This is a genomic window from Paraburkholderia kirstenboschensis (genome assembly GCF_032806925.1).
Taxonomy (GTDB): Bacteria; Pseudomonadota; Gammaproteobacteria; order Burkholderiales; family Burkholderiaceae; genus Paraburkholderia; species Paraburkholderia kirstenboschensis.
In genome coordinates, this window is the sequence record NZ_CP136511.1 from 1,436,171 (window position 1) to 1,452,085 (window position 15,915).

The window sequence follows — 15,915 nt, forward strand, 5'->3', positions numbered from 1 at the left end:
CGGCCCAGAATTTGAAGTCACGTGCGCGGAAGGTCAGCACTTTCCGCCAACCCGGTCGGGGAAGGGCGCGCATTATGAACTCGTTCACGGTGCGACGCATTCGCATAAGCACAGCGAGCTTGGCAGCGGCGACAGTTAGGGAAATCGTTAGCCATCGGAGCGGTCATCTACAAAGCGTTTCGATGCCGCTTCTCATGTGCAGCCAGCGTGAACTATAAGGAAGCTCACGCGCGGGAGGTCGCCATGTGGGTATGCGTTCACGAGCGGCGAGCTGGTCACGCCGGTCAAGGTCGTGGACCTGCATCTGCGCGGCATCGTCGTGCGCGGCATCTATATGGACCTTCCCGAATACCAGCCGTACATCGCAGACGCAATCAAGGAGTCTGCCGAACTGATGGCTCGCGGCGAACTTGACCTGCCAGTGGCTGCCGTGTATCCGCTTGCGGACTACCAGAAGGCCGTCGCTCACGCAATCAAGGGTGGCAAGGTGCTGCTCGACCTGCACTCATCAACCTGATCAAGCCGTTCTCCCAAGTGCCGTGCTCCTGGAGGAGCATGGCTTCGTTGACTCACGTTGCCGCTGAGGTGTCGAAATGAAGATTGGTTTTATTGGAGCCGGTGCTGTAGCGCAGTCCATCGCCAGGAGTGCCATTCAAGCAGGACACGAGGTTGTCTTGAGCGCTCGTCGTGGGCCACAGGCTTTGGGCGATATCATGGCCGCACTCGGTCCGAACGCGTCGGCAGATACGGTCCAGGAGGTGGCCGGGCTCGACCTGGTCGTGCTCGCCATTCCATGGCTTCAAGTCCCGTCGGCCCTGGATGGGCTGCCCAATTGGGCGGGTCGCATTCTGGTAGATACCACCAACCCTTTTACGCAATATGAGCCTCGATTGATTCTGGCGGACCTGGGGGACAAGGGCGCCAGCGAGATTGTCGCGGCGCACGCGCCAGCGGCCACGACTGGGTCGTCGCATAGGATTAACGGGTTGGGGACGAAAGCTCGCCTGGGCGAGTTGATATGCACTCGTTTGAAGCGGGAGGATCTTCAGAACAGCTGCAGGTGCTCGGCGAGGATCGCGCAACCAATGCCGATGAGCACGACACCGCCCGCCAGTTCTGCGCGCCGGCCTACGACGTGACCAATGACACGGCCAAGTAGGACACCAATCGTGACCATGAGCGTTGTGGCAAGGCCGATTGCAGCTGCAGTGGAATAGATGTTGACGTTCACAAAGGCAAGGCCTGCGCCAACCGCCATCGCATCAATGCTTGTGGCAAAGCCGGTCAGCGCGAGCAACCAGAACGAATGAGCGGCCGGTTTCGTCTCCTCGGCTTCCTTGACGGAAAAGCTGTTGAAGACCATGCGGGCCCCGAGAACAAAAAGCAGTGTGAACGCGATCCAGTGATCCCAGGCGGAGACATGTTGGGCAGCGGCTCGTCCGATGAACCAGCCAACCAAAGGCGTCAACGCTTCGATGACACCGAAGATGATGCCGGTCCGGAGAGCTTCGCGCCAGTGAGGGCGATGAAGAGTGGCCCCTTTGCCAATTGCTGCTGCAAAGGCATCGGTCGACATTGCAAAAGCAAGGAAAAGCGTTGCGACGGGATTCATAAGAGAAGTGGCTCGTGGTCGGGCGGAAAACCGCGACACACCGCCGCGCCCGACCGGTCGCGTGGTGTGTCGATGGTCTTGCCAACCAAAGGGCTACCTGCACCACGGCCTGTGCGACCGAGAATGTTGACGCAGGCGCTTCTGGGTAGAAGCCGGCTACTCCCCAAAGACAGGCATCAGCGTACCATGAAAGAAAGGCTTATGTAATGAATACCCGGTTTTGCTCCGCGACCTCAAGACGGTCTGACGAGCTCGTCGAGTCGATCGAGCGCGGCGATCTGCTGGAGCAGCTTCGGTTCGAAGGCGTCGTGTTTCGGCGAGCTTGAAGAGGTGTATGCCGATTGCATGAGGCAGGACGCGGCCAGTAAAAGACGTTCGACACCCCGATGAAGATGGCAGACAATCGTCGACGTAATACCGCGCCCGGAACCGCGCAGTCTATCGAGAATAGGACAGCCTATGACCTTGTGTTTCGTAAAGATGCATGCTTATGGAGACGACTTCGTCGTTGTCGACACGCGCGGCAAAGTTAATCCGATATCGAGTTAGCTCGTCGCTTGGGTGATTGGAATCGAGGAATTGGATTCAATCAGTTGGCGGTCTTGCTCGATTGCGGTGACGCAATGGCCCGTGTCCAGTTCTGGAATCCAGACGGATCAATCCTCGACGCTTGCGGCAGCGCAACCCGTGGAGTCGCAGATGTGATCATGCGTGAGGCAAATACATCCTCGGTCGCGATGAGAACCAATCGCGGCTTGCTGACTTGCGTGCGAGACTCGGATCAAAGGGTGTCGGTCGATATGGGAAAACCCCTTATCGATTGGCAGGATATCCCGCTCACTGAGGCAGTAGATACGAATACATTGCCTCTTCCCGGCAGTCCCACTGCCTGCAGCATGGGCAATCCGCATTGCACGTTCTTCGTTGATGACCTGGCAATCGTTGACGTGGCGGCTATCGGACCAAAGATTGAAACCAATCCTCTCTTTCGGAATAAGACCAACGTGCATTTCGTTCAGGTGGTCAACCGCAATCGTATTCGCTTACGTATTTGGGAGCGCGGAGGTGGAATCCCTTTAGGATCGGGCTCTTGCGGTTGTGGTGCCGTTGTCGGGGGAATTCGGCGCGGTCTTTTGGATGAGATGGTTGAGGTCGAATGCGACGGAGGAGCAGTGAGGGTTCAATGGGATGGAGGCGGCGGCGTAGTTCTGACCGGCCAAGTCGAGCCTATCTTTTCCGGAACGATTGCGAATTATTTTCTGGAAACCTTCAGGTTTCATGAGCGTCCGTGGCAGGGAGATTTGAGTTCAGGGTGAGCGGATTCACCGGTCGGCTCCGTCTCAAACCGATGTAGGGGTGCAGACCGTATGAGGCAACGAACGGCGAGGAACGGTCCATCGCAATCGATTTGCGATCGGCCGCTCTCGCGAGACAAGCCGCCTTTAGACACGGCAACGTCACCGATGCGCGGAAACTGTAAATTGAAATGTCATTCCCGAGCCGATATTGCGGGACGCCCACACCCGCCCTCCGTGAGCTTCGATGATCGAACGACAGATGGAGAGTCCCATACCCATACCATCTGGCTTCGTCGTGTAAAACGCGCTGAAAAGCCGGTCCAGACCGTCGGGCTCCATGCCGATGCCGACGTCCTGTACGGCCACGAGCACCTGGTCGGATTCGCGCTGTTCGGTTCGGATGGTTAGCACACGCGCGCGATCGGTGACTGTCGCCATGGCCTGGACCCCGTTGATTGCAAGATTGATGATCACTTGCTGCAGCTGGACCCGGTCGCCACGCACCAGGGGCAAGCCCGACGCAAGCTGCAGCTCCACGGTCACGCAATGTCTGAGCGCCTCCGGTTTTACAAGAGCGACCGCCTCGTCGACGACCTCGTTGATGTCGAGTGAGATTAGCTCCGGATCGGCCCGCTTGGCAAGATCGCGAACGCTCCGGATCACTTCGCCCGCCCGATTGGCTTCTTCGACAATGTGACTCACACAGGCGCGCGCCTCGCCTATTTCCGGAACTTCGCGGGTCAGCCAGCGCAGGCCAGCTGCGGCGGCAGTGGCGATGGCGGCGAGGGGCTGGTTCACTTCATGCGCAATCGAGGCGCTCATCTGTCCAAGGGCTGTTACGCGAGCGACGCGGGCGAGTTCCGCCTGTGACGTGCGCAATGCCTCCTGCGCTTCCCTTGTTGCCGTGACGTCCATCAGTGCGCCAACGAGTTCCTCTTCGCCCGATTCGTATTTCACGCGATGGGTCCGGACGGTCAGGTGTTTGATCGCTCCATTCGGCATCAGAAGACGGTGTTCGTAGTCGTAGGATGGCTTGCCAAGTGCCGCACGATCAATTTCATGCAGTACAAACTCTCGGTCATCCGGGTGAACACGTTGGAGGATGAGGTCGATCGTCGGCTTGACCGTTTCGTCTACGCCAAATATCCGATATGTCTCCTTCGACCAGATAATGTCGCCGCTACCTATCCTCCAACCAAAGCTCCCCGTATGACTCAGCCGTTGGGCATCAGCCAAATAGGCCTCACTCCGCCGCAATGCGCTTTCGGTTCCTCTTCGCGCGACGTTCAGCCACACTACAAACAGGGCTGTCACCGCAAGCAGGACGATGCGCGGCAAGTCCGTAGGCGCAACCGCGAAACCGATCGGCGGGACAAAATAATAAATGAAACCCGCAACCGACAGTGCGGTCGCGAACAAACCCGGGCCGAAGCCACCGAACCAGGCACTAAACATGATCGCGCATAGAGACAGCGATACGAACGGACTACTGTGCATGTGAGGTTCTAGTAGCAGCGCGGCGACGAGGGCCGCAACAACCGACAGAACTGCAACTGCACAGTTAACGAGAGCGGACCGTCTGGACCACTGTAGAGGACTAGACTGGGACATATCTTCTGCCTCCACAAATCAGCAATGCCTCGCGCAATCTGGGTGCCTAAGGCATTCGGATCGACATCTTCAGGGCCGCGACCGCCTCTTCAGGGAAATTCGCGCAGATGCCGGCGACTGCGGCCTCGATCGCGCTGACTCACCATGCGTTGCGCCAGTTCGATGACTGGATGATTGCCGGCATCCCCCGCGAGGATCAGTGAGCAAGGACCGGGCCGGGGTGCGCTTCGCCCCGCCGAGCAGGACGGTCACCGCGGCGTTGCGCGACTGCGGTTTTGCGCACGAGGGGCGAGGAGCGGCCGCGGGTTACCTGAAACGGCTATAGCTGCGCGTCGAACGGCTGGTTAGGTGCGGATTGCGGACATCGGGTGAGCGAGGCTGAATGACCGGAGGGGGTCGCGTGCAGCCAACCGTCGGAGCGGCCGAGCACAGGATCGGTACGGGGTTGGCATGAGGCCGAGGCCGGCCAACAGGCAGAAGGTCACCCTCCAAGCTTGACGTAACCAGCAAGCAGTTAGCTGAACTCACCGCCGAACGATCAAACGATTACGGCGACCTCCTGAAAATCGCGAAGATGAAGGAGCGCCGTCAGGCGGCCCTCGTGCTCAAGGATGAGGGCGAGGTGAGCGGCGCGGCGTGCGCAATCTGCCCAACGCCTCGGACGACTACCGGGTAGCGGCGTCCCACATCGGCAACTGGAAGCGCCATCGCCGTACCCAGTGGAAAGCCGTAGCGCATGACTGAACGAAAGGGCGGCAAGGATTCCTTGCCAGCCTCTTTCTTTTGTAGCCCAGCCATCGCGCGCGAGTTCGCGCTCAAGCCGCTTTGCGACAGACCAAAGACGGCGGCGAGGACAGCCAGCTCAATGTTGACCACAAAGGAACAACGATTCCATCGCGAGCCCGCAGGCGCATAGATGCCTTCTTATGCGTATTTTCAACCGTCCGCGCGGTCCATCACCATCAGGCACCGGCGACGACTGGCACGGTTGGCCTGTTCAGCAGGGTTTACGAGATTGAAACTGCGTCGAACGGCAGCACTAAAATTAGTCATAAGACGACGATCGATGCGGCTGCTTCCACTGACGTAACAACCTTGCGTGATTCCCATTTTCAGCAGCCGGTCGAAGCGGGCTCGCCGAATGTCACTCCGATGAACCGTGACTCGAGCAAAAACGGCGACTGGATTTTGCAATGCCGTAGTCAACAACGAATAGGCTCCCTGCATATCGGGTCCCCTTTTCCTTGATCACTCGATCGAGGAACCGATATGTCCAATTCCAAAGCATCACCCCATCTAGCCGTGATCTCGCATCGCGCAATCCGCATCGCATGCGAAAGCGCCGTTGCATTCGCCACGTTCGTTGTGCTGTCAGCGAGTGCGTCGCAAGCAGCAAGTGCGCCGCCGTGGATGAATACCGCTCTTGCTCCCGAGCAGCGAGCGGCATTGCTGGTCAGCGCGATGACATTGGATCAGAAAGCCGCGCAGTTACATGGCCAGAGCGGCACGATAGCCGAGGTGCCGGCGTGTGGAAACAGCATTCGTCACGTCCCGGGCATACCGGCGCTGAGCATTCCAACGTTTCGGATTACGAACGGACCTGTCGGGGTTGGGGCGGGCGATTGCGTGCCGCAGGACCGGGCGACCGCATTGCCGATGTCGATGGCGCTGGCAGCGAGCTTCGATCCAACCCTTGCCCGAGCGTACGGCGCCCTGTTGGGCCGCGAAGCACGCATGCTGGGCATGCACGTGGTCGAGGCGCCCGGCATGAACGCAGTCCGCGTGGGACAGGGCGGCCGGAACTTCGAGTACCTTAGCGAAGACCCGGTGCTCGCCGGTGTTATCGCCGAGAACGAGATCCGCGGTGCGCAAGAGACTGGCGTCATTGCGATGTCAAAGCATTTCATACTCAACGAACAGGAGGCGAACCGTAACACCGTCAGTGTGGTCGTCGATGACCGTACGCTTCATGAAATTTATCTGCTGCCATTCGGCGTGTCCGTGAGAAGGGGCAACGTCGATTCGGTGATGTGTTCTTATAACCGGATCGGCCCGACGTACGCCTGTGAAACCCCGCGAACGCTCAATGCAATCTTGCGCGGTGAATTAGGATTCACCGGCTACGTGCAGTCCGACTTCGGCGCAACGCATTCGACTGCACCGTCGATGAATGCCGGTATGGACCTCGAGATGCAATCGGGTATCTGGTTCACGCTGCCAAACATCAATCAGGCATTGGCGACAGGCGAGTTGACTATGGCGACGGTCAACCAGGCGCTGACCCGTCGCTACACGCAGATGTTCAAAGCGGGCATTTTCGATCGTCCGGTAGTCCGCACGCCGCTCGATTCCACGACGATCCAGAGTGACGGAGCCGAGGCACGTGCGATCGGCGAACAGTCCGCGGTGTTATTGAAAAACAGCGGCAATCTGCTGCCGATGTCGGGCGCGGTGAAATCGATCGTGATCGTTGGGCACAATACCTATGTGGATAATGCAATCGCTGGCGGAAGCGGTAGTTCGCTAGTGCTACCTACCTACACCGTCGGCCCACTACTAGGGATTACGAATGTGCTCCGGCAGCTAGGCTCCGGTGCGGCGGTGAAGGTGCTCGCCGCGCCGAACGACGGGAGCATGGACGCTGCGGTCGCCGCAGCTGCGGCGAGCGCCGATGTTGCGATCGTGATGGCCGGCGTAGTGACCGGAGAGGGAACCGACCGTACCGATCTGTCGTTGCCAAAAGGGCAGGACAAGTTGATAGCGGCTGTCGCGAACAGCAATAAGCGAACGATCGTCGTTCTGAAGGACGGCGACCCGGTTCTGATGCCGTGGGCTGACCAGGTTCCGGCAATACTGGAGACATGGTATTCGGGACAGGAAGACGGCAACATCGTCGCGCGATTGCTCTTTGGACTGGCCAATCCTTCCGGCAAGCTGCCGGTGACGTATCCACGACTGGCTACGGATACTCCTACCAGCACGCCGGACCGCTACCCCGGAACGTCGGGAACGGATCCCGTTGTGCAATACTCGGAGGGTCTACTGGTCGGTTACAGGTGGTATGACACGCGACAGATCAAACCGTTGTTCGCGTTTGGTCACGGCTTGTCGTACACCTCTTTCAAGATTTCCGACGTCCACGTTTCGCCGCGTGGCTATACCGGCAACGGCCCAATTCAGGTCGCGCTGACCGTGGAGAACACCGGGCTGCGAGAAGGCGCGGAGGTCGCACAGGTCTACCTGGGCTTGCCGCCGAACCTCGGCGAACCCGCGAAGCGGCTGATCGCGTTCCAGAAAGTGCTGCTCAAACCGGGCGAGAAGAGGGCGTTTTCGCTGTATATCTATCCGATTAACGGTTTTCACGCGCTTAGCTACTGGGACAGTCCAGCGCAGAGCTGGAAAATCGCCGCGGGGACTTATACGGTTTATGTCGGCAATGCATCCGACAACATAGTCGCACAGAGCACCTTTACGGTTAACGTGGCGATGCGCGACACCGGCGATGGCGATGACAATGTCAGCCGTGATCCCGCTCCGTTTGGATGGGATTGGGCTCGACGGCCATGAATCGGCATGGTCGGCGCGATGGCACGGACGTCGCTTAGTCGTCCGGTGAGTATGGCTGCGATAAGCTCGCGCCGATCCCGCTTTTCCCGCCGCAAGTCACTGCAGTGCGAGCTCGCAGCGACTCTGTTCTAGCAGTCTGTTTTGAAAGCATCTGTTGAGGCGATAAAGATGCGCAGCTACGAATATGAAAGCTTCAACCTCAAGATCTGCGTTGAGTCTGATTTCAGTAGCGTCGCGGATAAGAACAAGCGCAAGCGCGTTCGATATTTCGCGATCGTCCGTATCCATGGGCCGTCCGGTACAACCGCGCCGGCGTCTCCGCCGCGTTTCGCGGATGTCGGCAGTTGGGCATTCGCAACCCAGGCCGATGCGCTGATGGGTGGCTATAGTGCCGCCCGAAAGCTCGTGGACGACGTGCTGCGCCAGGCGCTGCCGCACAATCCAGATTGAACTGGCGTGCGAAAAGCGTTTGGGACCGCCGCGGTCCCGACGTGACGTCGGGCGGGAGTCGGGCCAGTAACTGCCCTTCGAACGCGACACAAATCGGTCATCCCAGCGTCCGCTGTAATCAGGATACTGTTGAAAAAGTCGCCGAGGAGGTTTTAGCAGTTGTTCTGCGCGAATATTGACCTCTCAGATCGGCCTATAAGCCGCTCGCACATGCCGCCCAAGGGTAAGAGGACCCCTGAAAACCTCATGAAATAGACGACCAGCGACTTTTTCAACAGTATCATCAGGTTGGCGGCCGTTCGACAGAGGCATCGCCTGCTGCGTCGTTCCATCGCCTCTCGGGTGAGACAGTTCCAGGCCTGCGGACACCCGTCATCTCACTTTCCGCGACGGCCGGCTAACCAATCTCCCTGGCGACCGCCTGCAAGCGGGTGAACGCACCGAACCGCGCATTGTGCAACGCACTGATATCGCGGCGGGGCTCATAGACCTTGTTAACGTGAGACATGACGCCCATTGCCGTTTGCACGTCGCCGAATTGCCCGCCCGCCACGGCGCCCAGAATCGCTGCGCCGAGAAGAACCGGCTCTTCCGCCCGCGTGGCCAGCACCGGCTTGCCGGTCGCATCGGCGAGCAACTGACGTACGAGATCGTGTCGCCCCGCTCCTCCGCTGATCATCACGCGCTCGATCGGTGCGCCTGCCGACGCCTGCGTCTCGATGATCTGGCGCAAGCCATATCCGATACTGCAGATACCCGCGATATAGAGCGATACCAGACTGTCGAGGTCGGTCTCCATGCCGAGGCCCGCAATCACCGCTCTCGCATGCGGATCGGCGAACGGCGCGCGGTTGCCCAGGAATTCGGGAACCACATGCACGCCCTGCGCCAGCTTCACGACGTCCGACAATGTGTGGGACGCCTGCGTCGCGAGATTGGCCAGCATCGCCGGCAGCGACTGTCCCACTTCTTCGGCACGGCTTCGCGCCTCGGCGGTTGCGGGGTGCAGCGTGAGCAGCCTTTCGATGGCCGCCCCCGCAACGGACTGGCCGCCCTCGTTGAGCCAGGCGTTCGGGACCATCGCAGAGAAATACGGTCCCCAGACGCCAGGCACGAACACCGGCTCACGGGTTGTCGTCATTGTGCAGGACGACGTTCCGAACACATAAGCAAGACAGGCTTCCGGCTCGCCTTCGGCGCCCACCGTGCCGATACCACCCGCGTGAGCGTCGATTATGCCCGCAGCAACGGGCGTCCCCGCGCGCAAGCCAAGCTCCGCGGCCGCATCTTCGGTAAGGCCCGTTCCCAACGGCGTGCCGGGTTCCACTATGTTCCGGCCGATGCGAGCGAAGTCCTCGTCCGCCAGTACGCCGAGTCCGACGCTGTGAAAGTAGCTACTGTCCCAACGACGCTCATGGGCAAGATACGTCCACTTGCACGTGACCGTGCAGGTGGATCGCGACAAGTCACCCGTCGAACGCCACGTCAGAAAGTCGGTCAGATCGAAGAACTGCCACGCATCATCGAATACGGTCGGACGATTCTCGAGAAGCCACAGCAGCTTCGGTGTTTCCATCTCCGGCGATATCTTGCCGCCCACATATTTCAGGACGCCGTGCCCCGCGGCGTTGATGCGTTCCGCCTGCTCCACGGCGCGATGATCCATCCAGACGATGATGTCGCGCTCCGCCACCTCCGACGGTCCGACCGGGAGCGGCGTGCCGCCTGCGCCCAGTACGACGAGCGAGCACGTGGCATCGAATCCGATCCCGACGATCTGTTCGGGCGATACATCCGCCTGCGCGATCGCCTCCTTGACGGCATGACAGACGGCGGCCCAGATTTCAGTGCTCGATTGTTCGACCATGGAACCGCTCGCGCGATACAGAGTGATGTCCTGCTTTGCCGCCGCCAGCATGCGGCCATCGAGGTCGAAGATGCCAGCGCGGGCGCTGCCGGTGCCGACATCTACTCCGACGACAAACCGCGCGTTCGTTACGTCGAAGGTCGTGTGATCAGAAGTCATGGCTCACTGCCTGAGGAAGCGTTGGGGTCGAAGTCGAGGCGCACCGGCGCCCCTGGCATGGCCGACTGGCCTCAGAGATCGACCGCATTCGGAAGGATCACGAGGTCACGAATGGTCACGTTGCGCGGCCGTGTCAGCATGAAGAGCACGGCATCGGCGACTTCTTTCGGCTGCATCAGGCTTCCGGATGCGAGTGCCTCATCCATCTTCGCTTTCGGCCAGTCGTCCAGTAACGCCGTCACCACCGGGCCCGGCAAAACCGATCCTACGCGCACACCATGCTTCGAGAGCTGACGCCGCGTCGTGTGCACGAAAGCCTGCACTGCAAACTTCGAAGCGGTGTAGATGGGTTCCCAGACCACCGGCACCATGCCCGCGATGGAGCTGGTGAAGATGATGTCGCCGGACTGCTGCTTGACCATGTGCGGAAGGACGGCATGCACCGAACGGAACGCGGCATTGATGTTCAGGTTCAACATGCGGTCCCATGCGTCCGGATCGCCTTCGACAACCTCGCCGCCCACGTACGCGCCGGCGTTGGCGTGGAAGATGTCGAGGCCGCCGGCCGCATCAAGGATGCGAGGCAGCAGGCCCGACACTTCCGCCGGATTCAACAGGTCGGCGACGATCGGCAATGCATCGGGACCAAGCTCCGCGCATAGCGTGTCGAGGCGCTCCCTGGCACGGTCGATCAGCACGACCTTCGCACCGTGAGCGATCAGCTCACGCGCGCAGGCAAGACCGATGCCCGACGCTGCACCGGTAATGGCCGCGACTTTTCCTTTGATGGTGTCAGTCATTCATCTGTCTCCTGGAAATCTGAATTCAGGCGCGACCGTGAGAGACGCGCGATTGCCGGGCAAGCGAATCGACGATGACTGCAATCGCCAACACTGCCCCCGTGATCATGAAACGCAGCGAGGACGACAGGTTTAGCAGCGTCAGTCCACTGGCGATCGACTGGATCACGATGATGCCAAGCACCGCCGAGTACGCGCTGCCGCGCCCGCCAAACAGACTGGTCCCGCCGATCACCGCCGCTGCGATCGCGTTGAGGTTGACGTCGCCGGTGCCGGCCTGCTGACTGGCCGACGCGAGGCGCGCTGCCGACAGGACCCCGCCGAGCGCCGCCAGACCGGAGCAGGTCACGAAGGCGCTCATATAGATGCGCTTGACGTTGATCCCCGCGCGTCTGGCGGCTTCCTTGTTGCCGCCGACTGCCTGCATCGAACGGCCCCATCGCGTACGTCTGAGCATGTAGTCCATCACCACCGCAAGCGCCAGGAACAGGCCGAACAGAAGCGGAACGCCGCGTCCCTGGTTCAGATACGCCACCACCACTTCCAGCAGCACGGTAATGACGATGCAGCGCGTCAGCAGACTGCTCATCGACGGCGCCGACAGATTCGATGCCCGGCGGCGTTGGTACGTTCGCATCCCGAGGACCAGCGTCACGACGCCCGGCACGAGCGCAATCACATATGACACGACAGGCGGAAGCACAATCAGCTGCCCGAGGTTAACCATCGCCGAACCATAGGGCAGATTGATGGAACCGCTTGAACCGAGGACATACAGCTGCAGCCCAAGCAATGCGAGTAATCCGGCCAGCGTTGCGACGAAGCTGGGCATCCCGAGGCGGTTGAGCAAGGAGGCATACAGCGCACCGACGATCGTGCCCACGACGATGGCCGCAACGATCGCCAGTCCCACCGGCCAGCCTTCGTTGACCCAGAGCATGCCCATGAGAGCTGAAGCAAAGCCGCTCATCGAACCGACGGACAGGTCGATTTCGCCGACCATCAGCACGCACACGATACCGAGCGAGATGACGCCGATGGTCGAGCAGTCGAAGAGCAGGTTGACCAGATTGTTGGCCGATAGGAAGACCGGGTTCAGGCTCGTGAACACGGTCCAGATGATGACGAGGCCAACGACGACGGGCAACGAACCCAGATCACCCGACTTCACCTGATCGACGAACGCCGAGATCGCGCCTCCGATGCCCGCGGCGTGTTTGACGCGCACGTCGCTGCGATCCAGCAATGCAGAAGGCTGATCAGGCTTCTGCGGCTTTCCCTGCGGAGCATCCGGAACCTGGTTACCCATGATTAATTCTCCCACTCGGCATTCGTTTGAGCCTGACGCCGGTCGGCGCGGCGCGAGACTGCGTTCTCGGTCGCGCCCGTGATCGCGGCGACGAGCTCCTGATTCGACGAGTCGGGATAGAAGACGCCGTTGTTCTTGCCGAGTCGAAGCACGACGATCCGATCCGCCACGGCGCGCACGTCTTCCATGTTGTGGCTGATGATGATCACCGCGTGCCCGCGGTCGCGCACTCGTTCAATAAGGTTCAGGACTTCCGCGGTCTGCGCCACGCCCAGCGCAGCCGTCGGCTCGTCCAGCATGATCAGTTTCGGGTCGAGCAGCAGCGAACGCGCGATGGCCACGGTTTGCCGCTGCCCGCCGGATAGCGATGCCACCACATCGCGCACATCGGGAATGCGCGCTGACAATTCATTCAGAAGGGTCCATGCCCGCATCTCCATCGAAACTTCGTCCAGGCGCATGGGACTCAGTTCACGCCCGAGGAAGATGTTCGCGACTACATCGAGGTTCTCGCACAGCGCGAGATCCTGAAACACCGTGGCAATGCCCAGATCGAGCGCGGCAGCCGGGTTGGCGAGCGTGACTTCCTTGCCGTCGAAGGTGATCGTGCCCGAGCTCGGCTGATGCACGCCCGCCAGCACCTTGATGAGCGTCGATTTGCCGGCGCCGTTGTCACCCACCAGCGCGACGACTTCGCCGGCATGTACGTCGAGTTCGATGTCCGTCAGGGCCGAGACCGCTCCGAAGTGCTTGGATATGTTGCGCAGACTAAGCACCAGCTTTCCCGGGACGGGCGGCTTCGTGGAGTTGTCAGTCATGGACCGTACCTCTGCTTGAACGAATGAAAAACCGATGCGGCGCCGCCGTTCGTCCGGCGCGGCGCCGGTTTAATTGGTGATGCCCAGCTTCTTGCAGCCTTCCGCATAACGGTCGGTGCACAAGGTCTTCCCGCTCGCGAAACCCTTGTCGACCACTTCGGCCTTGAGGTTCTTCGCCGTGATGACCGTCGGCGTGAAGAGTTGCGTGGGCGTGTTGAAGAGCGTCGTTTCGCCCTTCGCGGCCTGCCCGGACAGGAAGCCGACGGCGACCTTGGCTGCCGCCGCCGCAACGATCTCGCTCGGCTTCAGGATGGTGTTGTACTCGTCGCCGGCAATGATCAGTTGGAGACCGGCGATCGTCGCATCATTGCCCGTTACGGGTGGCACCGGATTCACGCCGGCCGCCTTGAAGGCCGCGACCGTTCCGCCGGCGGTGCCGTCGTTTGCGGCCACGACGCCCACGATTTGCGACTGAAAGCGCGTGATCTGTCCGCTGACCCATTGCTGCGCCTTCGGCGGCGCCCATTCCGGCGTGTCGTACTCGGCGAGCGTCTTGTAACCGCTGGACGCGAGGCCGGAATGGATGCCCTTCTTGATCAGCCCCGCTGCGGCGTCGGTGGGAGAGCCGTTGACTTCCAGAAGGCCACCTTTGCTGGTCGGCACGCCGGTGTCTTTCAGATGCTGCACGAGAGACTGGGCGATCATGCGGCCGATGCCTTCGTTATCAAACGACACGTAGTAGTCAGCCGGCGTCGATGGAACCGGACGATCGTAGGCAATCACCTTCACGCCCTGGCTTTGCGCCAGATGAACCAGCGACGCCGCGGCAGTCGAATCCACCGGGTCCAGCACGATCACCTTCGCGCCCTGCGCGATGACCGAGTTGAACTGTTGCTGCTGGGTCGCGACGTCCGCGTTCGCGTTCTGATAGAGCACCTTGCAGTCGGGACACAGCTTGCTCATCGTCGCCTTGAAGCCCGGAAAGTCGTGCTGTTCATATCGGGTGGATGCCTGATCGGGCATAAGAAACGCGACGGTTCCTGAAGGTGCCGCCAGCACCGATCCGCTTAGCATCCCTAATGTAATTGCGCTGATGCTGCCGACGATTTTCGAAAGCTTTTTCATTGAGTGTCTCCTTTGTTTATTGGGTGGCGGCGATTGCCGCCATGTGTTGTGACGCCATACTCGGCGCGGTGGACCCGCTTGCAGCGTTGATTTGCTGGTATGCGCGCCATCTTGAGGGCGACATACCCTTGAGCATCAGAAACTGCCGGTTGAAGTTCGACAGGTTGTTGAATCCGATCTGATAGCCGATCTCGCTGATACTCAATTCGCCCGACAACAGCAACTGGCACGCAAGGTTGATGCGCAGCCGGTTCACGTACTGCACGAAGGGCACGCCGGTATGGCGGCGGAAGTACCGGGAGAATGCGCTCACGCTTTGGCCCGCCAGTCCTGCCAGATCGGCTTCGCGAAGTTCCTGGGCCAGGTTCTTGCCGATATACGTCAGCACATGATTGATGCGCGTCTCGGCGTAGCGCGCCGGATCGGCTCGATAGGCCGCGCTTGCCAGCTTGACCGGTTCGCTGCTCTGAAGAAGCAGGCCGAACAAGGACACGAACAGCGCAATGCGCCGCATCCCTTGCGCGTGCAGCATCTCCCGCATGATCGGTTCGGCGGCGGCGCCCGTCTCCGGTGGAAACAACACGCCGCAACGCGATGCTTCGAGCAGGCCCGTCACCTTCCTGAACTCGGGAAAGGCATCGATTGCGCGCAGGACGAATTCGGAATCGAACTGCAGCACCAGACAGCGCTCGTTCACCTGCTCGCCGCGCGGCACATTACTGACCCAGTTGTGCGGCAGATTGGGACCGGTCATGACGAGGTTGCCGGCGGCGAAGTCGCCGATGTAATCGCCGACGAAGTACTTTCCCGTCGTGGCGGTGATGAGATGAAGTTCGTACTCGGGATGAAAGTGCCAGCGCACAGTTCTGTAGGGATAGCCGTGCGACCACACCTTGAACGATTCGTCGCGCGGCACGGCAACCAGCTCGAGGTCGGGCTGGGCAACACGGGCACGACGGCGAGTGCCGCGTTCAGCCGCATCGATCGTGTCGTTCTTCACGTCTGTCTCCATGAACTGCCGTCTGTGCCGACGGACTGTTCGGTCTTCTCACCGCCTTCCATGGATCGAAGGATAGTCGTTGCCGCAAAATTTCACTACACGCGATAGGACGATATTCTGATAGTTTTTTGCATTCGGGTAACCCCTATTGATGTTCTCGGGCACAAAATATGTGCAGTGCAGCAGTTTCTGCGGGCATACGGGCGGCGTACGGTGCCACAAGGCGCCTCAGGGTCAAATTTTAGGAAGAATGTCGGCGGGTCAGGTGCGGTGGCTCGTTCTGGTTCGGATTCGGAGGC

General features: G+C 60.4%; 13 protein-coding genes, 1 pseudogene and 1 riboswitch. Of the genes and pseudogenes, 6 read left to right on the forward strand and 8 right to left on the reverse strand.

The genetic code is table 11. The features are described from left to right. Window positions 1–292 precede the first annotated feature (292 nt). A complete protein-coding gene (locus RW095_RS07020) occupies window positions 293–517 on the forward strand; it encodes an MDR/zinc-dependent alcohol dehydrogenase-like family protein (RefSeq protein ID WP_317015351.1) in 225 nt (74 codons plus the stop codon). Between the two features lie 76 nt (window positions 518–593). Continuing rightward, entirely contained in the window at window positions 594–1,139 is a 546-nt protein-coding gene (locus RW095_RS07025; protein WP_317015352.1) for an NADPH-dependent F420 reductase, read from the forward strand. Here the strand turns inward: RW095_RS07025 and mntP are convergent. Then, the gene (mntP, locus tag RW095_RS07030) at window positions 1,046–1,612 is read right to left on the reverse strand and encodes a manganese efflux pump MntP (protein WP_317015354.1); all 567 of its coding nucleotides are present in this window, start codon (window positions 1,610–1,612) and stop codon (window positions 1,046–1,048) included. The two genes, RW095_RS07025 and mntP, sit on opposite strands and share 94 nt — an antisense overlap. Before the next feature lie 10 nt (window positions 1,613–1,622). Then, a riboswitch (yybP-ykoY riboswitch) is annotated at window positions 1,623–1,789 on the reverse strand. A gap of 282 nt (window positions 1,790–2,071) precedes the next feature. On the opposite strand from mntP, the pseudogene dapF reads away from it, so the two are divergent. After that, window positions 2,072–2,928: pseudogene (gene dapF / locus RW095_RS07035) on the forward strand (diaminopimelate epimerase). Window positions 2,929–3,069: 141 nt separating this feature from the next. Here the strand turns inward: dapF and RW095_RS07040 are convergent. Continuing rightward, window positions 3,070–4,521 (reverse strand): ATP-binding protein, encoded by a 1,452-nt coding sequence (locus tag RW095_RS07040; RefSeq protein ID WP_317015355.1) that lies wholly within the window; start codon window positions 4,519–4,521, stop codon window positions 3,070–3,072. An 825-nt stretch (window positions 4,522–5,346) separates the two neighbouring features. Between RW095_RS07040 and RW095_RS07045 the strand changes: the two genes are divergently transcribed. From RW095_RS07045 to RW095_RS07055, 3 genes are all read left to right on the forward strand, one after another. Next, window positions 5,347–5,769, forward strand: a complete 423-nt coding sequence (locus RW095_RS07045) for a hypothetical protein (RefSeq protein ID WP_317015357.1) — start codon at window positions 5,347–5,349, stop codon at window positions 5,767–5,769. A gap of 21 nt (window positions 5,770–5,790) precedes the next feature. Continuing rightward, on the forward strand, window positions 5,791–8,088 hold the full coding sequence (locus tag RW095_RS07050; protein WP_317015358.1) for a beta-glucosidase family protein: 2,298 nt from the start codon (window positions 5,791–5,793) through the stop codon (window positions 8,086–8,088). A gap of 168 nt (window positions 8,089–8,256) precedes the next feature. After that, the gene (locus RW095_RS07055; RefSeq protein WP_317015360.1) at window positions 8,257–8,538 is read left to right on the forward strand and encodes a hypothetical protein; all 282 of its coding nucleotides are present in this window, start codon (window positions 8,257–8,259) and stop codon (window positions 8,536–8,538) included. A 397-nt stretch (window positions 8,539–8,935) separates the two neighbouring features. Here the strand turns inward: RW095_RS07055 and RW095_RS07060 are convergent, their stop codons facing one another. The 6 genes from RW095_RS07060 to RW095_RS07085 form a co-directional block, all read right to left on the reverse strand. After that, entirely contained in the window at window positions 8,936–10,564 is a 1,629-nt protein-coding gene (locus RW095_RS07060; RefSeq protein WP_317015361.1) for an FGGY-family carbohydrate kinase, read from the reverse strand. Between the two features lie 71 nt (window positions 10,565–10,635). Then, window positions 10,636–11,364: an SDR family oxidoreductase gene (locus RW095_RS07065; protein WP_317015363.1), complete on the reverse strand. Its 729-nt coding sequence runs from the start codon at window positions 11,362–11,364 to the stop codon at window positions 10,636–10,638. Window positions 11,365–11,389: 25 nt separating this feature from the next. Continuing rightward, a complete protein-coding gene (locus RW095_RS07070) occupies window positions 11,390–12,673 on the reverse strand; it encodes a sugar ABC transporter permease (RefSeq protein ID WP_317015364.1) in 1,284 nt (427 codons plus the stop codon). Between the two features lie 2 nt (window positions 12,674–12,675). After that, window positions 12,676–13,491, reverse strand: a complete 816-nt coding sequence (locus tag RW095_RS07075) for an ATP-binding cassette domain-containing protein (RefSeq protein ID WP_317015366.1) — start codon at window positions 13,489–13,491, stop codon at window positions 12,676–12,678. Window positions 13,492–13,560: 69 nt separating this feature from the next. Continuing rightward, window positions 13,561–14,616 (reverse strand): ABC transporter substrate-binding protein, encoded by a 1,056-nt coding sequence (locus RW095_RS07080; protein ID WP_317015367.1) that lies wholly within the window; start codon window positions 14,614–14,616, stop codon window positions 13,561–13,563. A gap of 16 nt (window positions 14,617–14,632) precedes the next feature. Then, window positions 14,633–15,616, reverse strand: a complete 984-nt coding sequence (locus RW095_RS07085; protein WP_317015369.1) for an AraC family transcriptional regulator — start codon at window positions 15,614–15,616, stop codon at window positions 14,633–14,635. Between the last annotated feature and the right edge of the window lie 299 nt (window positions 15,617–15,915).